Origin of the sequence: Chitinophaga pendula, assembly GCF_020386615.1 — a bacterium.
Classification (GTDB): Bacteria; Bacteroidota; Bacteroidia; order Chitinophagales; family Chitinophagaceae; genus Chitinophaga; species Chitinophaga pendula.
Genome location: NZ_CP077769.1, coordinates 391,290 through 416,121 on the forward strand (window position 1 = coordinate 391,290; position 24,832 = coordinate 416,121).

Sequence of the window (24,832 nt, forward strand, 5' to 3'; positions counted from 1 at the left end):
TTTATTCACAAAAGGAGGAACCAAATTTTGGCAGAAAACAACATTCCTAACGAACAAAACGCTGAACAACAGGCACCAGAGGCTACCGCCGTGGTGGAAACAGCGACAACAAATGTTCCTGTAGTTGAAACCGCTCACGATGATTTCGATTGGAGCGTAGACAAACGTAACGTATCTTCTTACAACAAAGAAGAGAAAGCAAAGTACGATCAAACGTACGAGAACACTTTTAAAGTGATCGAAGAAAACGGTCTGCTGACCGGTACCGTAGTGGGTCTGACTAAGACTGACGTGGTAATCAACATCGGCTTCAAATCTGATGGTCTCATCTCCCTCAACGAATTCCGTGACCTGCAAGGTCTGGCCGTAGGCGATGAAGTAGAAGTACTGGTAGTTGAAAAAGAAGACCGCGATGGTAACCTGCACCTGAGCCGTAAACAAGCTCGTATGCAACGTGCATGGGAGCGTATCGTGGAAGTGTACAAAACAGGCGAAGTGGTTACTGGTACCGTTACCAGCAAAACCAAAGGCGGCTTGATCGTAGATGTTTATGGTATGGAAACCTTCCTGCCAGGTTCTCAGATCGACGTTAAACCTGTTACTGACTACGATCAGTTCGTGGGTAAGACCATGGAGTTCAAGGTAGTGAAAGTAAACGAAGCTATCAGAAACGCAGTGGTATCTCACAAAGCACTCATCGAAAGCGATATCGAGCAACAAAGAGTGGATATTATCTCCAAACTGGAAAAAGGCCAGGTATTGGAAGGTACTATCAAAAATATCACCGACTTCGGTGCGTTCATCGACCTGGGCGGTCTGGACGGCCTGCTGTACATCACAGATATCAGCTGGGGACGTATCTCTCATCCAAGCGAAGTACTCAAAATGGATCAAAAGATCAATGTGGTGGTACTGGACTTCGACGACGAGAAAAAACGTATCAGCCTGGGTTACAAACAACTCACCCCTCACCCATGGGATACCCTGCCTGCAACCATCAGCGAAGGCGCGCGCGTAAAAGGCAAGGTAGTAAACATCGAAGACTACGGTGCATTCCTGGAAATCATGCCTGGCGTAGAAGGTCTGGTACACGTTTCCGAGATCTCCTGGGCTTCTACTCCTATCAATGCAAAAGAATTCTTCAAATTAGGCGAAGAATACGAAGCAGTGGTAGTTACCCTGAGCAAAGAAGAGCGTAAGATGAGCTTGTCTATCAAGCAACTGACCGAAGATCCTTGGGCTACTATCGAAACTAAATTCCCGCTGGACAGCCGTCACAAAGGCATCGTGAAAAATATCACTCCTTATGGCGTATTCGTTGAGCTGGAAACAGGTATCGGTGGCATGATCCACATCTCCGATCTCAGCTGGATCAAACGCTTCAACCACCCAAGTGAATACACTAAAGTGGGCAACGAAATCGAAGTAGTAATCCTCGGTATCGACAAAGACAACCGCAAACTTAGCCTCGGTCACAAACAAATCGAAGAAGATCCTTGGAACACCTTCGAAACTATCTTCCCGATCGGTTCTATCCACGAGGGTACCGTAGTGAAGAAAGACGACAAAGGTGCTACCGTTCAACTGCAATATGGCCTGGAAGCTTACGCTCCTGCTCGTCACCTGAGAACAGAAGACGAAAAACCAATCGCAGTAGAAGATGTGAAACCGTTCATGATCATCGAATTCGATCGTAGCGAAAAACGCATCCTGGTATCTCACAGCAAAGTATGGGAACAAGTGAAGGCTGAAGAGAAAGAAGCCGTAGTGAAAGAAAAACGTGCTGAAGCCGACAAAACCCGTAAAGCAGTGAAAAACATCCAAGGTAAGGTAGAAAAAGCAACCCTGGGCGACCTGGGCGCGCTGGCCGAACTGAGAGAGAAATTGAAACAATCCGAAGGTGGAGAAAAGAAAGAAGGTGAATAAGCCGGATTGAAGTAAACTAAATAATCACAGCCCTTGCAGCAATGCAGGGGCTGTTTTTTTACCGCTACCTCCGCCCGCAGATTGTCCCTTTTAACCCCCCGGAACCTTGCTATCCCTCAATGTAAGTGGCATACTCGGACAAGGGTAGGAACGTTACGAATGGCTACACGAATCCCTGCACTTTGATGACGAGATCGTCCTCAAAGTGCAGCAGCGGTAAGCCTTGAGTTTCCTTATTCGATAATGGCAACCACCCGGGCGGGGGCTGCCGATGCATTTTTGATCTTCAACGGGAACACCGCCACCTTGAAACCATGAGCAGGTAATGCCCCCAGGTTCACCAGTTGCTCCATATGGCAATATTCCTTCTCCTGGCCTACCAGGTGCGCCTGCCAGAACAGGTCCGGGTCGTTGGTCGCCTTCGCCCTGGCCACCATATCTTTTAATGGGAGGTCAAAACCCCATTGATCAATACCGATCACCTTTACCCCCTGGTCTATCAACCAATGGGTAGCTGCACTACTCATACCCGTACCTTTCATCGGATACTCCCGCGTACCTATATATTTGTCACGTCCCGTATAGATAAGTACGATCGTGCCAGGAACAATCACCGCACCGGAACGGGACAGATCCTGTTGCAGGTCTGCTACCGTGATCTCCTCCAGCTCCGCTTTATGGGTCATATCAATCACTACCCCCGGACCATAACACCACTCCAACGGTACCTGGTCGATGGTTTTGGCCGGCTGCCCGTTCACCGTAGCACTGTAATGCCAGGGAGCATCTATATGCGTGGCCGCATGTACCCCCATACTGACGATCTTATCATCCGCCCAGCCTTCAAAATGTTGGGGAAACAAACGGGCGGGTAATCCCAGGAAATAACGGATCAACAAACGGCTCTTCCGGTGAGGGAAATGTTTCACCCGGATACGCATAAACCAGGGATCCTGCCGGTTATATTCAATGGTCTTAGACAGGTCAATAATGGTGGCCATAAAACGGTTTTACAAGCGGATAGTAATTACACAGGTTGAGTGCCGATCTTGGCGCCTTGCAACTGCTCCAGGTAAGCATCGTTGAATGCCAGCAGGGAGGGCAGCTGCAGATCCGCCAGTACAAAACGGGGCTCCTGCCTTTTGTGTGCCTCCGGCACCACAACGGTCCGCATACGGGCCGCTTTGGCCGCCGTCATCCCGGTCACAGAATCTTCAAATGCCAGACACTGCAATGGATCACTCCCCAAAGCCTGTGCACAGTTCAGATACACCGCCGGATGAGGTTTGCCATGTGACTCAAATTCCGCAGAAGCAACGGCCTGAAAATAAGAGCCGATCTCCAGGTGCTGCAGTACCGCCTGGATCAGTCGCAGAGGAGAAGAAGATGCCAGACCAATCCTAAAGTCCTTATCCCGGAAATAATCCAGGATGTAGTGCAACCCCTCCATCGCCTTACCCTCCGTTAATATCTTGTGCGTCACCAGATCCACGATCTCCGTGGTCACGGTTTCCACACTTTTATTATTCCACTTAAAATAGGAATGCCAGTAGCTCACTACCTCCGACGTTCGGAGCCCCGTAGTCTGAGAGGTCAGCTCCGGCGACAGGGTCACCCCCACCGTCGCAAACACTTCCCGCATTGCCTTCCCCCATAGTGGTTCAGAATCCACCAGGAGACCATCCATATCAAATATCACAGTATTGATCATAATCGCCTTTGTAGTTGCGCCGCAAAGGTAGCAAATACAATAAGATATGTGTGTTATCCCATGCCCGCCGGCAAAAGATGCACCCGTACAGCCCGCTTCCGGCTTGGAAATTATTTAACAAATACCCTAGTTTTTTAGTGAAAAAAGTTTTGGAAATCTGGACTGGGTTGTTAACTTTGTAATAGTCTACTAAAACTATGGGAAATATGGGTATAGCGAAATCAGTGATGTGTGCAGGTAGCTGCTGTAGGCCAACAGCGCAGGAGGCATGTTGAGATAATATTGATTGATCAGGATCATAACGTCAAGATATAGAATGCCTCCGGATTGCATGCGGGGGCATTTGATTTTAACGACCGCCCCACTTGCGACCAGCTGTTATCCGACCAATTCAATAAAATTTACCACCAAGAAAATATCTGATCATGCAAAGTTTCAGGACAGAACTGGAGAATCCCATTGTAGAGAGAGATATTATAGAGCTGGAGAAAAAGATTCGCCTGTTCAGAGAAGGAAAAATACCGGATGAAAAATTCCGGAGCCTGCGCCTGGCGCGGGGCGTTTATGGACAACGACAGCAGGGGGTACAAATGGTCCGGATCAAATTGCCCTACGGCAAAATGACCCTCGAACAATGGCACCGTATCGCCGCCGTGTCCGATGAATATGCTACCGGCAACCTGCACCTGACCACCCGTCAGGATGTACAGATCCACTTTGTAAGCCTGGACAAGACGCCGGAGCTATGGTCCAAACTGGACCTGGATGATATCACGATCCGCGAAGCCTGCGGTAATACCGTTCGTAATATTACCGCGTCTGACAAAGCAGGTATCGATCCGGAAGAACCGTTTGATGTATCTCCGTATGCAGATGCCGCCTTCCGCTATTTTCTGCGTAATCCCATCTGCCAGGATATGGGTCGCAAGATCAAAATGGCCTTTTCCTCTTCCGAAAAAGATACGGCTTGGGCATTTATGCACGACTTCGGTATGATCCCCAAAATCAGGATCGTAGATGGAAAAGAAATAAGAGGATTTAAAGTACTGGTAGGTGGCGGCCTGGGCGCCCAGCCTTTCCTGGCTAAAACAGCCTTTGAATTCCTGGAAGCAGATAAACTCATCCCCTATATAGAGAATGTACTGCGGGTATTCGACCGCCATGGAGAACGCGCCAGCCGCCATAAAGCCCGTATGAAATTCCTCATTCAGAAGATCGGTATGGAGGAGTTTGAACGCCTGGTACAGGAAGAATATGTCGCGATCAGAGAAAAAACAGTACCGATCGACGCCACTGCCTGGCCTGCGGCTGAGATACCCGAAGCGGCGACCGTTAACCTGCCTGCTTACGAGATCAAAAATGAAAGATTATACGAAGCCTGGAGGAAAACCAACGTGTTCGAACAGAAACAAAAGGGATACTTCGGTGCTTATATTAAGATACCATTAGGAGATATTGGTTCAGAGACCTCCCGTCAACTGATCGCCGGCCTCCGCCCAGTAGTCGCCAACGACGTCCGGGTTACGGCCAATCAGGGGCTGCTCCTTAAATACATCTTACCTGAACACCTGCCTTACGTGTTCAGCGTACTGGAAGCAGCAGGCGTGGCTTCTCCTGGCTTCGACAGCGTAGCCGATATCACCGCATGCCCTGGTACAGATACCTGTAACCTGGCTATCTCCAGCAGCACCGGCATTGCCGACGCCCTGGAAGAAGTGATCTTCACCGAATTCGAAGACCTGATCTATAATAAAGATATCAAGATCAAGATCAGCGGTTGTATGAATTCCTGCGGTCAGCATGGTATCGCGAATATCGGTTTTCATGGCAGCTCCCTCAAAAGTGCTGGTAAAGTGCTGCCTGCCCTGCAGGTACTGCTTGGCGGTGGTATACTGGGAGATGGTGCCGGCCGTGTGGCCGATAAAGTAATCAAAGTGCCCAGCAGACGTGGCCCGGATACCTTGCGGACCCTTCTGAAGGATTATGAAGCCAATGCACAGACCGATGAGTTGTTCAACAACTACTACGATCGCCAGGGCGAAAAATATTTCTACGAACTGCTGAAGCCACTCACAGATCTCGCCAGCCTGCAAGACCAGGATTTTGTAGATTGGGGTAAAGACGACAAGTTCGCAACCGCTATCGGTGTAGGAGAGTGTGCCGGTGTGGTGATTGACCTGGTGGCCACCCTGCTGTTTGAAGCCGAAGAAAAACTGCAATGGGGCAATGAAACCCTGGCAGCTGGTAAGTATGCCGATACGATCTATCACGGATATGCCACTTTTATTCAATCCGCCAAAGCATTACTGCTGGGCGAAGGTGTAAGCTGTAACACACAGCATGGTATTATCAACGATTTCGATAAGCATTTTGTAGACACCGGCAAGTTCCCGGTAGAAGGCGGGTTTAAAACCCTGGTACTGGAGATCAACCAGCACGAACCTTCAGCCGCTTTTGCAAACGAATACTTTGGCAAAGCAGCAGCCTTTTATCAACAGGCACAGCAGTACCGGGAGTCGCTAAAAAGTGAAGCCGTTACCGCCGGAGCTTAGGCAGCGATATGTCCGTTTTAAAATTTATTCAGCGACCCACTATAATTTATCTTATGCAGCATACACAAACATTACCCAAACTGACACTGGTAGGCGCAGGTCCCGGCGATCCGGACCTGATCACCGTGAAAGGGCTGAAAGCAATCCAGCAGGCCCGCGTGATCCTCTACGATGCATTATCCAACAATGAATTGCTGGAGCATGCACCCGCCAACTGTCTGAAACGTTTTGTGGGCAAACGCGCAGGGCTGCATGTATACTCCCAGGATGAGATTAACCGCATGATCGTAAAATACGCACTGACCTACGGCAGCGTAGTACGACTGAAAGGAGGCGACTCCTTTGTATTCGGACGCGGACAGGAAGAAATCGCTTTTGCACAGCAATTTAACATACAAACGGAAGTGATCCCGGGCATCAGCAGCGCTATATCCGTACCTGGTATTAATAAAATACCCGTTACCGCACGCAACATCAGCGAGGGGTTCTGGGTTATTACTGGTACTACCCAGCGGGGTAACCTGTCCCGCGACCTGCAATACGCTATCCAGGCAGGCACCACAGTGGTGATCCTTATGGGAATGGGTAAACTGGGGGAGATTGCATCGATCTATAGTGAGCAGGGAAAGGGCAATATTCCCGCTGCTATCATCCAAAACGGGACCCTGCCCAGTCAGAAGATCGGTGTGGGCATCGTCGGAGAGCTGGAAACAATGGCAGAAAAAGAAGGCCTGCGCAACCCCGCGATCATCGTGATAGGCGAGGTAGTAAGGTTCCACGAAGCCTTCCAGGCCATGCAAACCCGCCTGGCTGCAGAATTAAAGATCGCTGTTTAAATATCTTATGCTATGGAAGAAAATCATCTTTTCCCGGTATTTTTCAAATTGCATCGCTTACAAGTGCTCGTAGTAGGCGGAGGGAACGTAGGCCTGGAAAAGGTCAACGCCATCCTCCAGAATTGCCCGGAAGCCAACCTGACGATAGTAGCTACCTGGTTCCTCCCCGAACTGGAAGAACTGGCCGCACTGTATCCCAGCGTAGAACTGGTAAAAAAGGAGTTCTCCTGCGGAGATCTCTTTGGTAAACAGTTGGCGATCGCTGCCACAGCCGACAAAGAACTGAATGCAATCATCTGGGAAAAGGCGAAATGTAGTAAAGTGCTGATCAATGTGGCAGATACTCCCGAACTGTGTGATTTCTACCTGGGCTCCGTCGTGCAAAAAGGTAACCTGAAGATCGCAATCTCCACCAACGGAAAATCACCTACCATTGCCAAACGGCTGAAGCAGGTGCTGCAGGAAACTATTCCTGATACAATTGATGAAATATTGGGGAAAATGCACCTCATCCGCGACAGGTTGAAAGGAGACTTCAACCACAAAGTACGAGAGCTCAATAAGATCACAGAAGTACTTGTGCATAAGAATGGAACATTGCAAAATAACGATATATAAACTTTTTTCGGATATCCGTCCGAAGCTGCCATAAGAATTTAAGGGTCCTGTTTCCATTAAGAAGCAGGACCCTTTTGCTTTTTAGAGAATAACTGCTCATAGTATCATTTATATTATAATAATAAATATCTAATATAATTATAGGCAATTGTTATGAAAAATGACCAATAGTATTTATTTTTATGTGAAATATTACAAGAGAGATGATTTTTAAATGAACGGAAGGTCGGAAAATTGTTATATTTCAGTTTGTATAATATGATCTTTGTTTTAGGACACCAATAGCGGACATAGGCGGGAGTTGTCTGGTACGTCTCCTGCACTATGCCGCGCCAACGGTCCCAGGACCCATACAAAATGTTCTTTGTTTTTTCCTTGCGCCCTTTATCCCTGACGCCATAGCGCCTGTGGAGGCATGTTTGACAGTATTCCGCAGGCGCTGGCTAAAGGGAAGCAGGAAGTAGAAAATATTTAACGTGAAGCGGTAGCCGGCATCATCGACACACTTGTGGAATCAGCCATATATCAACCAAAATCAATACTAGCCTATGCCAGCAGTAGTACCGGTATGCAAGCCGGTTTATCACCAACACTTGTGTGAAAGCTGATTAGCAGGGCGCCACTTCGTCGTTAAAACCCGCCCTGACAGGCGCAGATCAATTTGTATCAGTTACTATGCGATAGTAGAAAATGATACCCGGAAGTTGCAAGGGGATCATGGAGAGAAGGAAGGTTACACTATTTATATTTCTACACCATTTATTCTTATGAGGCGCTTCTCTCCATTCCCTTTGCACAACAACGGGCGCACCCCCGCCCATTTCCTCGTAAACCCTTCATTTTCATTCGGTACGCAATTTGATACCAGACTGACATAAGTATGCAGTAGGATTGACTAATATAGCTCTCCTGTTTTTGAACCAGACACAACGGAATATTTAAGGGTTCTTTAACAGCAAACTGGATCGATATCCGTTATATTTGTATGTGCGCAGTTTTCCATGTGTACATTTCACTAAAAAAACCTTTATGGATAGCAATCCAAGCGTCTGTAACACTAATATTAATTTTTCATAACCACGTTTACCCGGAGCAGCTTTTGAAGCCATCCGCGTAAGCGGAAAAACCAGAAGTAATGTTCATGTTCAAATTCCTTTTTCCAACTAAAAAATCTTCCTCCCTTTCCACCATCGACAAAAGTGTAAACGATGCAGCCCAATCTGCAGTGAAAGAGCGCCAGCTGGCCGACCGAATTTCCTTCCGCAGAGGTATGTTGTTATCAAACAATTTTCATTGTGTAAAAAAGAAAAGAGGTTTCGGCGGGACAGTATAAATCACAACAGCCTAACACCACTGTAGCTGTTAATCGACCCATACTATGCCTGCAACAATCGATGTTAACCCACAGCCAGCTGCCTAACGGAGTATTTTCAGTAACACCACCGCATGATTGTACACCTCGTCTACGCCGAGGTAAACAAGCGTGATCTTTTTTCTGGTTGCTTTTTTCCGGATACGCTGCAGTAATACCTGCTGTTCCAGTAGTTCTGCTGTATAGTATTTACTAAAGGAAAGAAACCGCTCTATGTCGTGTCCGAACCACTTCAATAACCCTTCGCTGGGTGCGATGTCGCGGATCCACTCGTCTATGTGGGCGTTTTCTTCCGTAATGCCTGCAGGCCACCAACGTTCCACCAGTATACGATATCCATCTGCCGGGCTATAGTCTTCGGTGAGGCGTTTGATCTGTATCATACCTGATGTGATTGTGCAGCTTTGTGTATTAGCACGCATATCGATCGCTGAATGCGGCATTATGGCGTTGACATCACCCAATAAACGGAACAGATGGGGCAATTGTTTAAACCGCCATAGCCGCCGCTTCCTGTTGTGTATATCCCGTACACCAAAATACCAATAGCAAATGATACATTTGCGGTTCTTTAAAAACGTTCAAATTCGCATATCAGTATGGAACAGGTAGTACATCAGCAGATCATAGACCAGACAGTAGCATTTGTAAAGCAGGAACTGGAAGGTGCAGAAGGTGGTCATGACTGGTGGCATATTTATCGTGTGTGGCAGAGCGCCAGGCATATAGCAGCAGGAGAAGCGGTAGATATGCTGGTCGTAGAACTGGGAGCTTTGCTGCATGATATCGCCGACGCCAAGTTCCATAACGGCGACGAAGAGATCGGACCTGCCAAAGCGGGTGCTTTCCTGCAACAACTGGCAGTACCCGTGTCCGTAATTGACCACGTTGTGCTGATCATCCGCCATATTTCCTTTAAAGGTGGCAATAATGAGCGGATATTCCACTCCCCGGAACTGGGGGTGGTACAGGATGCCGACAGGTTGGACGCTATCGGTGCCATTGGCATTGCCCGCGCATTCAACTATGGTGGATTTAAACAACGGGCCTTACATGACCCTGCAATCCCTCCTAACTTGCAAATGACCAGGGAAGAATACAAAAAAAATACAGCCCCTACCATCAATCATTTTTATGAAAAGCTCCTCCTCCTCAAAGACAGGATGAATACGGCCAGCGGCCGGGCCATGGCCGAAGAGCGACACCAGTTCATGGAGCAGTTCCTGACCCGCTTTTACCAGGAGTGGGAAGGACAGCTGTAATATGCCGTTTGTGACCGGCTAAAATGTATTAACAAAGGCTTTCCCTATACGGGAAAGCCTTCGTCATTTACAGCATAGAGCTGTTTACTGCACAGATTCCAATACCGTTTCAATATCCTTTTTATACACGGTCGGCCCTATAAAAGCCGGCCTTAGCAGTGGTTTTCGTTGTAGGGTCATTTTTTCTACCAGCAGGGCTGCTGTAAGTGGGGCATCGCATTTCCGGAAGTCAGCAGCGACGCGTTCGGCATGGTAGGCATAGTTAGGATTGTGTAGGAGTTCGTCTATGGCATGGCGTACTTTTTCGGGCGATACCTGCTTGGGATCGATGCGTAAACCGAATTGGGCTTCTACCGCGATCTGGGCCACATCAAAATCATCTGCCGCCTGGGGCAGCACAAGTATCGGTAGTCCAAACATCAGGGTCTGACTGATGGTCCCCAGTCCTCCGCTGGATACAACCAGCTGTACTTTGTCGAGCAGGGCGACCTGCGGGACATAGTTGCGTAACAGCACGTTAGGCGGCAGGTCTGTAAATTGGTCCGTCCGTAGGTTTTTTCCTATGCTGACCACCATTTTCCAGGGGGCACCCTGAGCGGCCATGATCACCTGCCGGATCACATCGGGGCGGGCAAATACGGTGCCCAGTGAGAAATAAACGACACGCTGACCCTGCAGCCATTCCCAGGGGAATTCCATGTCGGCACCTACCATAGCCTTACTCACGGAAGGGCCGACGTAAAATACCTGTGGGGGCAGATCAGAGCGGGTACGTTCGAAAGCGTTGGTGGTATAACATAAGTACAGGTAAGGGGAGGCAGCATTCATGTAATGCATACGGGGAGGGAGATGAAACCGGCTACGGATCAGGTTGAGCTTCTTCAGCATTTTTTTTATATGGCTGTTCACCAGGAATATAGCCAGCCGGACGATGAAGGTCTTTTTCTGATTGACAGGAAATCCGAAGCCTACCGGTAAGGTGTCTTTACTGGGTAGTGGCATGGGAGTCGGGCAACTGGTGGCATATGGGATGTTCCGGATCTCTGCAGCCATGATACCCGGGAAAAACATCATGTCGAACACGCAACTGTCCGGCTGCCATTCATCTATGATAGCCAGGCAATCCCTGACTGCTTCTTCCAGCTGTGCCAGGTAGATATCGCCTTGTTTGACCCCATGCGTTTCCTCCAGCATTTTGGCCCAGGTATGCGGGTGAGTGGCAATATGAGAATGGACAAATACCAGCGCTTCATTCCACTGGCATTGCGGCAGGTATGGTATACCTGCTTTGGTAACTGCTTCTTCCATAGATTGGTGGCAGATGTAGGCTACCTGGTGTCCTCTTTCCTGGAGTTTGAGCGCAACTCCGATGGTAGGATTGATGTGTGCCCAGAAGGGAATGGCACCAAAAAGAATACGAGACATGTCGGAAGGGGGTTGTGGCGCTGCTTAATCCGGTACACATAGCATGTACCAGGTTAAGCTACCGGGGTAAACAATAAGAATTGATAGGTCATGCTACGGTCTAAGCCACGATATCCAACAGCCGGTCTATGTCTTTACTATATACAGTTGGGCCTACGGACTTTGGCCGCAGCAATATTTTACGTTTGATGGCTAATTGTTCTATCATACGGGCGGCAGTCAACGGGGCATCACATTTACGGAAGTCGGTAGCCAGCCGCAGGGCATTTTGTTTATATACCGGATTGTCCAGCAGTTCTTTTATCGCCTCCCGTATGCTGCCTGCTGTTACCTGGCGCGGATCGAGGCGGCGCCCAGATTGCGTTTCCACGGCCAACTGCGCTACGTCAAACTGGTCGCCGGCCCTGGGCATCACCAACATAGGAACACCTGCATGCAGCGTTTGCCCTACAGACCCCAGTCCACCTACAGATACAACTAGGTCCACTTTCTCCAGCAGTGCTACCTGGGGGACAAAATTTCTGATCAGCACATTTTCCGGTACATCGGTAAAGTCATCTACCGATAAATGATGAGAGATAGCAACGACCATTTTCCAGGGAGCATCCTTACTCGCAGCTATCGCCTGCCTGATCACTTCTTTATGCAGGAAAACAGTACCCATGGTAAAGAAAACAACCGGTGTTTCTCCTGCCAGCCATTTCCACGGGAAATCTTCGCTGGTACCTATCAGTTTTTTACTCACAGAAGGTCCTATGTAATATACCTGAGCGGGCAAATCAGAGCGGTCACGTTCAAAGGCACTGGTAGTATAGCACAGATACAGGTAAGGAGAAGCGGCGTTCATGTATTGTTGACGCGGGGGCAGACCAAAGCCGGCACGAATAGCATTGAGTTTTTTCAAGACCTTTTTGATATGGGCGTTGACAAGAAACATTGCCAGCTTGACTATGAAAGTCTTCTTTTGATTGGCCGGAAAGCCGAAACCTACGGGTAAAGTATCTTTACTTGGTAATGGCATGGGAGTCGGGCAACTGGTGGCGTAGGGTATCTTCCGGATCTCGGCCGCCATAATACCCGGAAAGAACATCATATCAAATACACAACTATCCGGCTGCCATTCATCCATAATGGCCAGACATTCCTTCACGGCTTTTTCCAATGATACCAGGTAGATATCGCCTTGTCCGATCCCGAATTGTTTTTTCAGTAGTTTGGCCCAGGTGTCGGGATGGGTGGCGATATGTGAGTGGACAAATACCAAGGCTTCATTCCACTGGCAATGTGGCAGATAAGGAAGGCCTGCCTGGGTAATAGCTGTTTCCATGGACCTGTGGCAGGTATAGGCTACCTGGTTTCCTCTTTCCATGAGTTTGACTGCAATTCCTATCGTGGGGTTGATATGTGCCCAGAAAGGAATGCTGCCAAAAAGGATACGAGACATACGCATAACGGGGATGATAATGCCTTCCCATCCGGTAGCTGACTACAGACCGGTCGGGAAGACACCAGGGTTAAACAAGGGTAGTAACAAACAGTTATACTGCGGGCTTAGGCCACTATATCCAATAGTTTGCCCAGGTCTTCACTGTATACAGTGGGACTTACTGTGTTGGGCCGCAGCAGGGGTTTACGATTATCAGCTAATTTTTCTATCATACGGGCGGCGGTCAATGGCGCATCACACTTGCGGAAATCATCGGCCAGCCGGAGTGCATTTTGTTTATAAACGGGGTTACTGAGCAGTTCCCGGATGGCTTTACGGAGACTGTTGGTAGATACCTGGCCGGGATTGAGCCGCAGGCCAGATTTGGTTTCTACCGCCATCTGGGCTACATCAAACTGATCGGACGCACGGGGAATCACCAGCATGGGGATACCGGCGTGTAATGTCTGACCGACAGTGCCCATCCCCCCTACAGATACCACCAGGTCTACTTTTTCCAGCAGGGCTACCTGTGGCACAAAGTTTTTGACCAGCACATTCTCTGGCACATCAGCAAAATCATCTATCGACAGGTGGTGCGTGATAGTGATCACCATCTTCCACGGTGCACCTTTGCTGGCTTCTATAGCTTGTTTGATCACTTTTTTGCTCAGGAATACAGTACCCATGGTAAAGTATACCACAGGGGTATCACCTTCCAGCCATTCCCAGGGGAAGTCATTGTTAGCGCCTACCAGTTCTTTACTAATGGAAGGGCCTATATAATAAAGCTGCGGTAGCAGGTCAGAGCGTTTATGTTCGAAAGATTCTGTGGTATAACAGAGATAGAGATAGGGAGAGGGGGTGTCCATGTAGGTAGTTTGCGGAGACAATCCATACGTGGCACGGGTATGATTGATACAAGCCACTACCTTTTTAACATAGTGGTTGATCAGTTTGAGAATGAGATACATCCGCAGGTTCGGCCGTTTTTGATAGGAGGGGAATCCATGCCCCGGGGGCAGGGTATCTTTACTAAGTACCGGCATGGCAGCGGGGCAGCTGGTAACGTAGGGGATATTGAGACTCTCGGCTGCAATGACTCCCGGGAAGAATAGCATATCGAACACGCATACATCTGGTTTCCACTCCAGGAGCACTTTACGGTATTGCTCGGTAGCTTCGTCCAGCCGGTGCACGAACATTTTATACATTTTGTCGAGTTTCATTTCGCGCTTACAATCCTTGACCCAGGTTTTCGGATTGGCATACATGTTTTTGTTAACATATACGAGGGCATCACCCCAGCTGAAATTGTCCAGGTAGGGGATACTTGCCTTATCAAATGCATCCTTCATTTCCGGGTGGCAGGTGTAGGCTACGTCATGGCCGAAGGCTTTGAGTTGCTGGGCAATGGCAATGGTAGGGTTAATATGCGCCCAGAATGGAACCGAGCCAAATAAGATTCGCGACATAAGAAATTCTTTTTGGGTTTATAGTGAGACTCGTTTTGTGACGGCAGGCCGGATAATGTCACAAGCGGTATGGAAGATGCCCTGGCATCACCGGCCACTGCAAGTAGCATAGTTGAAGATTTTAGGGTTTTAATAAAGAATGCTCCCGGCAAAACTTTGTCAATAATAGGAAACCTTACTGTGATACATTTGCAGGTCTGCCGTGTACTATGCTCCGGACCGCTGCAAATAACGGGGTATCAACGGGGAAGCATAAAAAAACGGCTCCGGAGCAGATCGCTCCGGAGCCGTTGGTATATAGCAGTCCGTTATATCAGGCTATTTATATTTATCAAATCTTTTCGAAGAACAGGGCTTTTAGTTCTTCCGCGTCTTCCGGTTTCATTTTGCCACCAAGGATAAGTCGTAGTTGCCGTCTGCGCAGGGCACCTTCATATAATTTTTTTTCTTCTTCTGTGTCGGTGATGATACCGGGAACTTTACGGGAATTACCGTTAGGGTCCAACGCCACGAAAGTCATAAATGCTTCATTGGACTTATAGCGATATTGTTGTACAGGATCTTCTCCCCATACTTTCATATGCACCTCCATAGAAGTATTGAAAGCCCGGCTTACCTTGGCTTCTATGTGTACAACATTACCCAGTTTGATAGGATTTTCGAAGGAGATGTTATCTACCGAGGCGGTTACTACGGGGGCGCTGCAGTGTTTCATGCAGGCCAGGGCTGCTGCAATATCCATCCAGTACATCAACCGGCCCCCCATAAGGTTGCCAAAGGTATTGGTATCGTTGGGCAGTACCAGCTCCGTCATCTGAATCAGCGAGTCTTGTGCCCGCTTCGGTGTTAAAGTCATCATATAATCCATTTCGGCCGCAAAATTACAGTAATGGAATGAGAAAACCGCTGTTCAGCCGGCTGGTTGGGGATAAGTGGAGGCGTCGGTAGTAGATAGCGGGCGGATGATTTTTGAAACCCTTTGCCAGTAAGGGTTTAAAGGGTGTTTGATCGGGAGTTTTGAAAAAATGCCTTGGCTGGGCGGTAATTTTATGTAACTTTGCATGACCTTCGGAAGTTAATACTTGACAGATACACCAAACGTAGTCCGGCACTTCCTCTTTAGGTCAAGTATTCTACAGAATTTATTTTTATGGCAAAATATATCTTCGTTACGGGAGGTGTTACTTCCTCATTGGGTAAAGGAATAATCGCCGCCTCCCTGGCAAAACTATTGCAGGCGCGCGGCTTAAGGGTGACTATTCAGAAATTTGATCCATATATCAACGTGGATCCGGGAACATTGAACCCATACGAGCACGGGGAATGTTATGTAACCGAAGATGGCGCTGAAACAGATCTGGACTTGGGACACTATGAACGTTTTCTCAACCGGCCCACGTCACAGGCGAACAACGTGACCACCGGCCGTATCTATCAGACCGTTATTAACAAAGAAAGGGAAGGGGCTTATCTCGGTAAAACCGTACAGGTGATCCCGCATATTACAGACGAGATCAAACGCAGAATATTACTGTTGGGTAAAGATGGGAAATATGATGTGGTGATCACGGAGCTGGGTGGCACCGTGGGGGATATTGAATCACTGCCTTATATAGAGGCAGTTCGCCAGTTGCAATGGGAGCTGGGAGAAGAGGAGTGCCTGGTAGTACACCTGACGTTGATCCCTTATCTGCGCGCAGCGAAAGAACTGAAAACTAAACCTACCCAGCACTCTGTAAGATTGCTGAGTGAGAATGGCGTACATCCGGATATCATCGTGTGCCGTACCGAGGAGCCGATGTACCGTGATCTGAAGAAAAAGATCGCACTGTTCTGTAATGTACAGGTAGACGCTGTTATTGAAGCTAATGACGTAAGTACCATCTATGAAGTACCGCTGGAAATGATGCGCGAAAAACTGGATGTGACCTGTATGAAAAAACTGAACCTGCCGATCGAGAAAGAACCAGAGCTGGGGAAATGGCGGGAATTCCTGGACAAGTTGAAATATCCCAAGACCAAAGTTACTATTGGTCTGATCGGTAAATATGTAGAATTACAGGATGCTTATAAATCCATCCTGGAATCTTTTGTACACGCCGGCGCGGTAAACGAGTGCAAGGTGATCGTGCAAAATATCCACTCTGAGCACCTGACACCTGAAAATGTATGTGAGAAACTTAAAAACCTCGATGGCTTGCTGGTAGCGCCTGGTTTCGGACATCGCGGTATAGAAGGAAAGATCACGGCTATCCAGTATGCGCGGGAGAACCAGCTGCCGTTCTTCGGTATCTGCCTGGGCATGCAGATGAGTGTGGTAGAATATGCCCGTAATGTGCTGGGTTGGAAGGATGCACACTCTACAGAGATGAACCCTGAAACTGCGCATGCGGTTATAGGCCTGATGGAAGAACAGAAAAAGATCACTGCCAAAGGTGGTACCATGCGTCTGGGTGCTTACGCCTGTGACCTGCAGGCTGGCTCCAAGGCGGCAGAAATCTATGGTAGCACAACGATCAGTGAACGTCACCGTCACCGTTATGAGTTCAACAACGAGTACCTCAGTGACTTTGAAGCGGCCGGTCTGGTAGCTTCCGGTAAAAACCCGGAAAGTGGCCTGGTAGAAGTGGTGGAGTTATCTAACCATCCTTTCTTTGTAGGTTGTCAGTTCCACCCCGAACTGAAAAGTACAGTAGAAAGTCCTGCTCCTTTATTTGTTTCTTTCATTGCTGCTGCCAAGCAGAATGCAGAACAGAAGAACGGTAAAGTGCCTTCTGAAGAGAAAGCAGTACATCACGACTAAGCAATAAGATATTGTATAATAAAGCAGCCGGACTGATTCAGTCCGGCTGTTGTCGTTATATCTAAGGTTACTGTATTACATGATCACGTAGGCCCTCGTTGATCAAGTTGGTGTTTTACCTATATGGTCATAGTAATAATAGCTGGTGCTGAAAATATTCCAGCTGCTGCTATAACTGGTATGATTTTGCTGATAATAATTTCGTGGACCGCAACTATTTTTTAGTCATTACATCGTAGATAATATATGGATAATCAGATTAAAATGGTCAATCGGGCCAGTTATAGCTGTTGGGGTATACTAGGGATATTGGTGATGTGTATGTCGGCTTGTGTGTTCCCGGTACGGCCATTTTCTGCATCCCGTGTTACACAAGGGCCGGATTACAGCCAGGATACCTACTGGGCGGCGTTACCGGATCGCAAGGATAGCGCGGATGCGGTAATTCCCGGTGTTACCAGTGACGGGCAGGCACAGGCGACAGCGGATGTATTTTTTGTACATCCTACTACTTATGTCACAGGTGGGCGTTGGAATGCAAGCCTGCATAACCGGAAGCTGAATCGTCGTACGGACCGTCAGCCCATCAGGGGGCAGAGCAGCGTGTTTAACGGCGTTTGTAAGGTGTATGCTCCCCGTTACCGGCAGGTGGTGCTGGCAGCTTATTTCAGCAAACACCGTAATGCTTCCAAAGCCTTTGATGTTGCCTATGATGATGTGAAAGCAGCGTTTAGCTATTATCTGCAACATTATAACCACGGACGTCCATTTATACTCGCTGCTCATAGCCAGGGTACGGATCATGCGCTGCGTCTGCTCAAAGAGGTGATCACGGGTAATGATACGCTGCGGGAGCGGCTGATCGCAGCTTACCTGGTAGGGCGACCTATTCCACAAGACAGTGTAATGGCTATCCCTGCCTGCTCCGGACCGGGACAAACCGGTTGCCTGGTAAGTTGGAATTCGGTGAAACGGGGCGCCGAAAAGGATTTCCTGGTCTATCCGGATGGGTGGGTGTCGGTGAACCCACTATCCTGGCGGCAGGATACGGTATATGCGCCGGCACATCTGAATAAAGGAGCGGTAGGGCGTCGCTTTTGCTCGGTAGATACCGCTGCATTTGATGCCCAGAATACCAGCGAGGGTTTGTTATGGGTGAAGGGAGATCGGCGATACAAGAAAAACTACCGGCTAAGTGTTGGAAAGTCTTATCACATAGGTGATTATAATCTGTTCTATATGAATATACGTGAAAATGCGGCAGAGCGGGTAGCCGCTTTTTTCCGTACACATCCCAAAGGGGCTTCCGCCAAAGGTAAAGACTGATATATCGCAAATCATGCTTACCTTTGCTGCCTAAATTTTTAATCACATTTCATGGACAGAAATTCGGTCATCGGTTTTTTGCTGCTGGGTGTACTGCTGGTAGGTTACATTTTCTTTAACCAGAAGCAACAGGGGGCAGCGATAAAAGAAAAGGCCCGTCAGGACTCTATCGCTAATCTGAACAAGCCTAAGACATTCCCAGAGACCAACAAGCAGGTAGTAAATGGCACTACACCGGATGCTGCGCAACTGGCCGGAGAGTACGGGGCATTTGCAAATGCGGCTACCGGTACTGCTGGTACAGCTGTGCTCCAGAATGATAAGGTAAAGATCACATTCAGCAACCAAGGCGGTCAGCCGATAAGTGTACAACTGCTGCAATTCAAGAATAACGAAGGAGGTCCGTTGATGCTCGCAGAAGGCGCTTTTAACCGTCTTTCCCTGCAAGTACCTGTGAAGAATAACTGGCTGAATACATCCGACCTGTTCTTTACGGCCGGTACCGTGCAAACGACACCTGATGGTAATCAATCTATTAGCTATCGTCTGGCTACCAGCAATCCCGCACAATACCTGGAATTCCTCTACACTCTTAAAAAAGAAAGCTACACCGTAGATTTTGATATACATGCAGTTGGCCTGCAAAATGTATTGCCCGGCAATCAAAAAACGCTGACCCTCCAGTGGAACAGCCAAAACGATCGCCAGGAACAGGATATGCAGAATGAGCGGTTGAACAACCAAGTGCACTATAGCTATACGGATGGTAAACATGATTATTTCACACTGGAGCGTACCAGTCATGAAAAGCTGAGCAAATCACTCCAATGGCTGAGCGTAAAACAACAATTCTTTAACACTACGCTGATCGCTAAAAACAAGGAAGGATTCAACGGCGCGGATATCAATACCAAAGTACCGCAGAGTGGCAATATTGTTGGCCAGACCTTTTCTACTATTGAGATCCCTTATGACCGTACACAGGATTTCAAATTCCCTATCGAGATCTACTATGGCCCTAACCACTATAAAACACTCAAATCTTTTGACATAGGCCTGGAAAATATCATCCCGCTGGGTTCTGGTATTTTCGCCTTCGTAAAATATGTGAATAAGTGGATCATTATCCCCGTATTCGGCTTCCTGAGTGGCTTTATCGGTAACTATGGCGTCATCATCATCTTGTTGACGATCTTCATTCGTCTGTTGATTGCTCCCTTCACTTACCAGAGTTATGTATCCTCTGCCAAAATGAAGGTGCTGAAACCTGAGATCGATGAGCTGCGTGCCAAACATGGCGATGATCAGCAGGCATTTGGTATGGACCAGATGAAGTTGTTTAAGAGCGCAGGGGTAAATCCGTTAGGAGGATGTCTGCCGGCGTTGTTACAATTACCGATCCTGGTAGCAATGTATAGCTTCTTCCCCTCTTCGATTGAATTGCGGCAGGAGAGTTTCCTGTGGGCAAAAGACCTCAGTACGTATGATTCTATCCTGAATCTGCCATTCAATGTACCTTTCTATGGTAATCACATCAGCTTGTTCACGATCCTGATGACGATCACCAGCTTAATATTGGCCTTCTATAACAGGGGGATGACGGATCAGAGCAACCCGGTGATGAAATACATGCCTTATGTGTTCCCGATCATGCTGTTGGGTATCTTTAACAGGCTGGCAGCAGCGTTGACATTCTACTATTTCCTGTCTAACGTGATCAGTATCCTGTTGCAATGGGTATTACAGACATTTGTGATCAACCACGCGAAGATCCATGCACAGATCCAGGAGAACAAGAAAAAACCGGTAGCGCAGTCCAAGTGGCAGCAAAAACTCTCTGAGATGCAACAGCGTCAGCAGGAGATACAGAAAAACACACAGCAACGAAAAAAATAAGTGATCAGCTGTTTAAGCTGCATACGTCACGATATAAAACAAAAAGGGCATCTATATGATGCCCTTTTTGTTTTATATCGTATAGCCATGTTTGTTATTTGGCAGCATTACGCTGTCCGGTGAAGGTGATCACGCTACGTGCAGGTACGATCACTTCAAAAGAGCCATCGGCAGCCGGAGTAGCCGCAATTGCTTCCTGCCATCTGCTGCTGTTGGCAGCGGTGAGATAAGAGGTCAGCGAGCCTGCTTTAAAACCTTTCAGCTGAATCTGGCAGCGTACATCTTCTTCGGTAGGATTGGTCGCTACTACGGCAAAATTGCCCTGCTGCGGATCTTTATAGGCGGACACCTGGATGCCGGCATTGTTGGCGGCTTGTGTCGCGTCTATCCGCAGGTACCCTGGTTTAACATAGCGGGAATATTGTCCCATTACGTCGTATGTTTTCGGATATTCCAGAGAGCCATCGGCGGCGGTGCAGATCAGCGACTCGTTATTACGGATGGCGAGTACGCCGAGCCAGTAGATGAAGGCATTGATATTACATTCAGCCATGAATTTGTGCATACTCGTCGCAAAAGCCAGGCCTTCGTTCATAGAAGCATCATATACGCCATTATCATCGGAGATCTCAGTCAGCCAGCAGGGCTTATTGGCGGAGGCGAAACTCCAGGGTGCAGGGCGTTGATTGTAACGAGGCTTTTTGGAAGATATCAACCCGGGCAGATCGATGATCTCGGGGTAACCATGTCCGGCGAAGATGTCTACATTGCTTTTATCGATACCGTCAAGAAAGGAGTTAGCAGTACCCCAGGCGGCGTTTTCGGATGCGATGATCTTAGTGGTAAGACCATTGTCACGTAAGGCCGGGCGGAGATTGTTGGTGATAAATTCCCCCAGGTGTTTGGCATCCCAATAGGAAGCATCCCATTCAGATACTACGTTTTCCGGTTCGTTGGTAGGTGAAATGGCATAGAAGTCGATCCCTTCCTGTTGATAGGCTTTTACGAAACCAGCCAGGTATTTGGCAAAGCTGGATGAGCAGCAGTTGAAGTTAAGACCATTGAACCATTGGGCATGGATGACAGGCCGGGTCTTCATGTGGAGTGGCGGTGTCCAGGCGCTGGCAATGGATACCGGCACGCGGTAGCGTTCTTTCACTTTTTTAAGAATCCACAACTGTCCCAGTTGTTCTTTCTGGTCTTCGTTCAGCTGTTTCCAGGTATTGCTGGCAGGATCAACGTTGATATCTGTTCCTGCCGGTTTGATGGTGACCTTTCCTGTCTGTGTGTCGAAGGGATAGGTATGGAGTATTTTACTCCGGATGATAGTCAGTTGCAAACCATTGTTGCCGAAGAGTCTTTCCATTACGGTGTCGCGATGTGCAGACTCAAAAAAAGGAATGATACGTCCTCCGAAGGTGCCAAAGCCGTCAATACGCTGGTAGGTTTTGTCCCAGTCCAGGGTAAGGGAGGTCGACTTGGTCGGCATAGCAAGGGCGGCGCTGACAGATCTTTCAGAGGAGCTGATGGCATCTTCTGCCATTTTTTTTGAACAGCTGGTGCTGATGGCCATGATCGCGGTGGCAAGGCCAAGGAGCTTGACGTGCGTGTGCATAAAATAATTGGTTTTCATTGTTCACTAAATTGTTCACTACAGGTATTGCTGGCTTACGATTTTAATAGGAAAGGGCTTTCGCGGGCACAATGTCTATATTTTTTAGCCTGTTTTACAGGGTTCATAATAAAATTAAGATAAATTAACATAAATAAATCGCAGTCCCGGCACCATATTTGTTTTTTCAGGGTTGTCTACGAAGTATTTTTTAACCTAAAAACAAGCGAATTATGGATAAGAAAGAAAAGGCACAGTTGATGGATAAGATCCTTCGGGAACTGGAAGATCTGAAGAATACGCAATCTTCCCTGGTAAAGAAGATCGGCCAGATTGAAACGGATAACATCAACCTGGGAGATAATGAGTTGGAAAAATCGTTGTCAGATATTTATGACAGCATCACAGGAGCTACAGATAAGGTAGATGACTTATTGAGCAGTTATCAACAGAAACGCGATAAATACGTGGCAGATAATAATCTGGCTGAATCGCTGGCTGTGGAATAACATATACAGGCTATGCCTTAGCCATTGGATATTTTGAAGCCGTTCCAGTAAATGGAACGGCTTCTTTGTATTATAAAACGGGAGGTATTATCTTCGCCGCTTAATAAATTGGGGGTGAACATATGAAAGGATACCAGCTATTACTCGTGTGGGCGTTGACAGGCGTCTCTTATTTATCAGCAAAGGGGCAGGTTTATCAGCCATCTGCAGACCGTATACAGCACACTGTTAATTATCTGGCTTCAGATAAATTGAAAGGGCGTGGTACCGGAGAAAAAGGTGGACAACGGGCAAGTGCCTATATACGTCGACTGTTTAAAAAAATAGGTCTTCGTCCTGGCAACGGTAGCAGTTATTACCAGAATTTTACTTTTGATAAAGGCAAACATACCGGAGTGGCCAGCCGTAATGTGTTGGGATGGCTGGATAACGGTGCGGCACATACGATCGTGATCGGTGCACATTATGATCATCTGGGTACTGCAGGATTGTTTGATGGTAAATATCCTGTAGGTCAGATACACAACGGTGCTGACGACAATGCATCCGGCGTAGCCGGTCTGCTGGAGCTGGCGCGGTATTATACAGGCAACGGTGTACGTGAACCATTTAATATCCTGTTCCTTTCATTCGGTGGAGAAGAGCTGGGATTGCAGGGCTCTAAATATTTTACAGCACATCCTACTTTATTACTGGATAGTGTTCACTTTATGCTGAACATGGATATGATAGGTCGTTATAATCCTGAGCGGGGTATTGGTATAGGAGGTTATGGCAGTGCGCAGGAGTGGCCGGCTATCTTTGAAGGTGTGCAGCAGGAAGGTATTCGTTTCTTTACGGATGCTGCTGGTAAGGGGGCTTCCGATCACCATAATTTTTATATGCATAAGGTGCCGGTATTGTTTTTTCATACCGGTGGACACGATGATTATCACAAACCTACTGACGATGCCCCCAAGCTGAAGGCGAAAGAGGAAGCCAATATACTGCAGCTGGCTATTCAGCTGATCGAACGTGCGATGGCATATCCCACATTACACTATAAAGGAGAATAGTATCTGGTAATCACTATTACCACACCTTAGGTATGAGGCGATACCGGATCTTTTGCTGGTAGTCCTTATATCCTTCCAGGTCTTTTGCCAGTACTTTTTCTTCTTCTATGATTCTGTAGGTGTACAGGAGGGAAACGACGATGCCGGTGGCCAGTCCGTATACCGATCCGGTCAGCAGTGGCACTCCCAGGAAATTGAGTATAGAGCCGAGGTACATCGGATGTCTTACAAAACCATATACCCCGGTAGACACTACCTGTTGCTTACGATCTGTCTGTACCCGTACAACAGTGGATAGGAACGTATTATCTGTAAAGGAACGGAAATAGAAGAAAAAGGAGAGGAGCAGGGCAATGCAGCCAGTGATCTTTATCCATAAGGGGAATGAAGGGCTCCAGTGATAACGTTGTGCGTCCAGGGGGATTAATACGGCCCAGGTAATATAAAGTACCGCGATGAGACTCACCAGATATTTATCCCAGCCAGCCTGATTTTCATGTTGTTTTCTCTGGAACCTCTCTGCCAGTAGTGCGGGATCTTTGGCATAAAGATAAAAGGCGATGGTACCATATAGCAGAATGAACCATCCGCCATACAACCAGCCTTCGGTCCAGGTCCAGTCGCCGGAGAGAAATAGCGTGAGTACCGGTAGGAAAATGATGTATACGACAGCTTTTATTAGTTGTGAGGCAGTCAGTCTCGTTTTTGTCTGTTGCATTGCGGTATAGCTTTATTACTGCGGGGCGGGTTTTACAATTGCTGCGTAATATAGGCAGGTTCTGTTGATAGACTGCTGTTCATTTTATTCATTCCCCTTTTATTATAACCTTTGCCAGTAAAGGTTTGAGTGGTGTTGTAATACGTATTTCAGACACTGCTTATGCCTATTCAATGGATTCTGTGGGAGATACGACTTTTTTCTTCTTTAACTATGGGTTAACGCCTATAGGAGCCTCCTTTCTTTATACTTGTACCTGCAATCTGACAGTGAGCAGAAACTGCCGTTAATGAATCGACCCAAAGTGTGG

General features: G+C 47.7%; 20 protein-coding genes. 11 read left to right on the top strand and 9 right to left on the bottom strand.

All coding sequences use genetic code 11. The features are described 5' to 3' along the window. Window positions 1–27: 27 nt before the first annotated feature. A complete protein-coding gene (gene rpsA / locus KTO58_RS01530) occupies window positions 28–1,926 on the top strand; it encodes a 30S ribosomal protein S1 (protein ID WP_095841070.1) in 1,899 nt (632 codons plus the stop codon). A 233-nt stretch (window positions 1,927–2,159) separates the two neighbouring features. Here rpsA and KTO58_RS01535 read toward each other — a convergent pair whose 3' ends face one another. Further along, complete coding sequence (locus KTO58_RS01535) at window positions 2,160–2,927, bottom strand: cyclase family protein (RefSeq protein ID WP_095841069.1); 768 nt, start codon at window positions 2,925–2,927, stop codon at window positions 2,160–2,162. 26 nt (window positions 2,928–2,953) lie between these two features. After that, window positions 2,954–3,637, bottom strand: coding sequence for a hexitol phosphatase HxpB (gene hxpB, locus KTO58_RS01540; RefSeq protein ID WP_225860009.1), 684 nt, complete (start codon window positions 3,635–3,637; stop codon window positions 2,954–2,956). Window positions 3,638–4,062: 425 nt separating this feature from the next. Between hxpB and KTO58_RS01545 the strand changes: the two genes are divergently transcribed. The 4 genes from KTO58_RS01545 to KTO58_RS01560 all read left to right on the top strand — a co-directional run bounded on the left by KTO58_RS01545 (window position 4,063) and on the right by KTO58_RS01560 (window position 8,976). Continuing rightward, complete coding sequence (locus KTO58_RS01545) at window positions 4,063–6,189, top strand: ferredoxin-like domain-containing protein (RefSeq protein ID WP_095841067.1); 2,127 nt, start codon at window positions 4,063–4,065, stop codon at window positions 6,187–6,189. A 53-nt stretch (window positions 6,190–6,242) separates the two neighbouring features. Continuing rightward, complete coding sequence (gene cobA, locus KTO58_RS01550) at window positions 6,243–7,025, top strand: uroporphyrinogen-III C-methyltransferase (RefSeq protein ID WP_095841066.1); 783 nt, start codon at window positions 6,243–6,245, stop codon at window positions 7,023–7,025. 12 nt (window positions 7,026–7,037) lie between these two features. Continuing rightward, entirely contained in the window at window positions 7,038–7,643 is a 606-nt protein-coding gene (locus KTO58_RS01555) for a precorrin-2 dehydrogenase/sirohydrochlorin ferrochelatase family protein (protein ID WP_095841065.1), read from the top strand. 1,141 nt (window positions 7,644–8,784) lie between these two features. Continuing rightward, window positions 8,785–8,976 carry a hypothetical protein gene (locus KTO58_RS01560; protein ID WP_157753272.1) on the top strand — a complete coding sequence of 64 codons (192 nt, stop codon included), beginning with the start codon at window positions 8,785–8,787 and terminating at the stop codon, window positions 8,974–8,976. Between the two features lie 83 nt (window positions 8,977–9,059). Here KTO58_RS01560 and KTO58_RS01565 read toward each other — a convergent pair whose 3' ends face one another. Then, window positions 9,060–9,398 carry a DUF488 domain-containing protein gene (locus KTO58_RS01565; protein WP_095841755.1) on the bottom strand — a complete coding sequence of 113 codons (339 nt, stop codon included), beginning with the start codon at window positions 9,396–9,398 and terminating at the stop codon, window positions 9,060–9,062. Window positions 9,399–9,614: 216 nt separating this feature from the next. Between KTO58_RS01565 and KTO58_RS01570 the strand changes: the two genes are divergently transcribed. Continuing rightward, complete coding sequence (locus KTO58_RS01570) at window positions 9,615–10,277, top strand: HD domain-containing protein (protein WP_095841063.1); 663 nt, start codon at window positions 9,615–9,617, stop codon at window positions 10,275–10,277. A gap of 84 nt (window positions 10,278–10,361) precedes the next feature. Here the strand turns inward: KTO58_RS01570 and KTO58_RS01575 are convergent, their stop codons facing one another. The 4 genes from KTO58_RS01575 to KTO58_RS01590 all read right to left on the bottom strand — a co-directional run bounded on the left by KTO58_RS01575 (window position 10,362) and on the right by KTO58_RS01590 (window position 15,462). Next, the gene (locus tag KTO58_RS01575) at window positions 10,362–11,702 is read right to left on the bottom strand and encodes a glycosyltransferase (protein ID WP_095841062.1); all 1,341 of its coding nucleotides are present in this window, start codon (window positions 11,700–11,702) and stop codon (window positions 10,362–10,364) included. A gap of 100 nt (window positions 11,703–11,802) precedes the next feature. After that, window positions 11,803–13,146 carry a glycosyltransferase gene (locus KTO58_RS01580; RefSeq protein ID WP_157753270.1) on the bottom strand — a complete coding sequence of 448 codons (1,344 nt, stop codon included), beginning with the start codon at window positions 13,144–13,146 and terminating at the stop codon, window positions 11,803–11,805. A gap of 107 nt (window positions 13,147–13,253) precedes the next feature. Beyond that, window positions 13,254–14,603 carry a glycosyltransferase gene (locus tag KTO58_RS01585; protein WP_095841060.1) on the bottom strand — a complete coding sequence of 450 codons (1,350 nt, stop codon included), beginning with the start codon at window positions 14,601–14,603 and terminating at the stop codon, window positions 13,254–13,256. A gap of 331 nt (window positions 14,604–14,934) precedes the next feature. Further along, window positions 14,935–15,462, bottom strand: coding sequence for an acyl-CoA thioesterase (locus tag KTO58_RS01590; RefSeq protein WP_225860010.1), 528 nt, complete (start codon window positions 15,460–15,462; stop codon window positions 14,935–14,937). Window positions 15,463–15,753: 291 nt separating this feature from the next. On the opposite strand from KTO58_RS01590, the gene pyrG reads away from it, so the two are divergent. From pyrG to yidC, 3 genes are all read left to right on the top strand, one after another. Beyond that, window positions 15,754–17,406: a CTP synthase gene (gene pyrG, locus KTO58_RS01595; RefSeq protein ID WP_095841059.1), complete on the top strand. Its 1,653-nt coding sequence runs from the start codon at window positions 15,754–15,756 to the stop codon at window positions 17,404–17,406. Between the two features lie 246 nt (window positions 17,407–17,652). Continuing rightward, complete coding sequence (locus KTO58_RS01600) at window positions 17,653–18,732, top strand: DUF3089 domain-containing protein (RefSeq protein WP_095841058.1); 1,080 nt, start codon at window positions 17,653–17,655, stop codon at window positions 18,730–18,732. Between the two features lie 51 nt (window positions 18,733–18,783). Continuing rightward, the gene (gene yidC / locus KTO58_RS01605) at window positions 18,784–20,628 is read left to right on the top strand and encodes a membrane protein insertase YidC (protein WP_095841057.1); all 1,845 of its coding nucleotides are present in this window, start codon (window positions 18,784–18,786) and stop codon (window positions 20,626–20,628) included. 94 nt (window positions 20,629–20,722) lie between these two features. Here the strand turns inward: yidC and KTO58_RS01610 are convergent, their stop codons facing one another. Continuing rightward, complete coding sequence (locus KTO58_RS01610) at window positions 20,723–22,243, bottom strand: glycoside hydrolase (protein WP_198315056.1); 1,521 nt, start codon at window positions 22,241–22,243, stop codon at window positions 20,723–20,725. A gap of 230 nt (window positions 22,244–22,473) precedes the next feature. Between KTO58_RS01610 and KTO58_RS01615 the strand changes: the two genes are divergently transcribed. After that, window positions 22,474–22,749: a hypothetical protein gene (locus KTO58_RS01615; protein WP_095841056.1), complete on the top strand. Its 276-nt coding sequence runs from the start codon at window positions 22,474–22,476 to the stop codon at window positions 22,747–22,749. Window positions 22,750–22,871: 122 nt separating this feature from the next. Next, window positions 22,872–23,804 carry a M20/M25/M40 family metallo-hydrolase gene (locus KTO58_RS01620; RefSeq protein WP_095841055.1) on the top strand — a complete coding sequence of 311 codons (933 nt, stop codon included), beginning with the start codon at window positions 22,872–22,874 and terminating at the stop codon, window positions 23,802–23,804. A gap of 16 nt (window positions 23,805–23,820) precedes the next feature. Here the strand turns inward: KTO58_RS01620 and KTO58_RS01625 are convergent, their stop codons facing one another. Beyond that, a complete protein-coding gene (locus KTO58_RS01625) occupies window positions 23,821–24,522 on the bottom strand; it encodes a methyltransferase family protein (RefSeq protein ID WP_095841054.1) in 702 nt (233 codons plus the stop codon). Between the last annotated feature and the right edge of the window lie 310 nt (window positions 24,523–24,832).

What these genes read in the sequence shown, in the direction of transcription:
- cobA (WP_095841066.1), top strand. Translation starts at nt 6,243, where the DNA reads ATGCAGCATACACAAACATTACCCAAACTGACACTGGTAGGCGCAGGT.
- KTO58_RS01610 (WP_198315056.1), bottom strand. Translation starts at nt 22,243, where the DNA reads ATGCACACGCACGTCAAGCTCCTTGGCCTTGCCACCGCGATCATGGCC.
- KTO58_RS01560 (WP_157753272.1), top strand. Translation starts at nt 8,785, where the DNA reads ATGTTCAAATTCCTTTTTCCAACTAAAAAATCTTCCTCCCTTTCCACC.
- hxpB (WP_225860009.1), bottom strand. Translation starts at nt 3,637, where the DNA reads ATGATCAATACTGTGATATTTGATATGGATGGTCTCCTGGTGGATTCT.
- KTO58_RS01600 (WP_095841058.1), top strand. Translation starts at nt 17,653, where the DNA reads ATGGATAATCAGATTAAAATGGTCAATCGGGCCAGTTATAGCTGTTGG.
- KTO58_RS01570 (WP_095841063.1), top strand. Translation starts at nt 9,615, where the DNA reads ATGGAACAGGTAGTACATCAGCAGATCATAGACCAGACAGTAGCATTT.
- KTO58_RS01545 (WP_095841067.1), top strand. Translation starts at nt 4,063, where the DNA reads ATGCAAAGTTTCAGGACAGAACTGGAGAATCCCATTGTAGAGAGAGAT.
- KTO58_RS01585 (WP_095841060.1), bottom strand. Translation starts at nt 14,603, where the DNA reads ATGTCGCGAATCTTATTTGGCTCGGTTCCATTCTGGGCGCATATTAAC.
- KTO58_RS01615 (WP_095841056.1), top strand. Translation starts at nt 22,474, where the DNA reads ATGGATAAGAAAGAAAAGGCACAGTTGATGGATAAGATCCTTCGGGAA.
- KTO58_RS01625 (WP_095841054.1), bottom strand. Translation starts at nt 24,522, where the DNA reads ATGCAACAGACAAAAACGAGACTGACTGCCTCACAACTAATAAAAGCT.
- KTO58_RS01620 (WP_095841055.1), top strand. Translation starts at nt 22,872, where the DNA reads ATGAAAGGATACCAGCTATTACTCGTGTGGGCGTTGACAGGCGTCTCT.
- yidC (WP_095841057.1), top strand. Translation starts at nt 18,784, where the DNA reads ATGGACAGAAATTCGGTCATCGGTTTTTTGCTGCTGGGTGTACTGCTG.
- KTO58_RS01565 (WP_095841755.1), bottom strand. Translation starts at nt 9,398, where the DNA reads ATGATACAGATCAAACGCCTCACCGAAGACTATAGCCCGGCAGATGGA.
- KTO58_RS01535 (WP_095841069.1), bottom strand. Translation starts at nt 2,927, where the DNA reads ATGGCCACCATTATTGACCTGTCTAAGACCATTGAATATAACCGGCAG.
- KTO58_RS01575 (WP_095841062.1), bottom strand. Translation starts at nt 11,702, where the DNA reads ATGTCTCGTATTCTTTTTGGTGCCATTCCCTTCTGGGCACACATCAAT.
- KTO58_RS01555 (WP_095841065.1), top strand. Translation starts at nt 7,038, where the DNA reads ATGGAAGAAAATCATCTTTTCCCGGTATTTTTCAAATTGCATCGCTTA.
- KTO58_RS01580 (WP_157753270.1), bottom strand. Translation starts at nt 13,146, where the DNA reads ATGTCTCGTATCCTTTTTGGCAGCATTCCTTTCTGGGCACATATCAAC.
- pyrG (WP_095841059.1), top strand. Translation starts at nt 15,754, where the DNA reads ATGGCAAAATATATCTTCGTTACGGGAGGTGTTACTTCCTCATTGGGT.
- KTO58_RS01590 (WP_225860010.1), bottom strand. Translation starts at nt 15,462, where the DNA reads ATGATGACTTTAACACCGAAGCGGGCACAAGACTCGCTGATTCAGATG.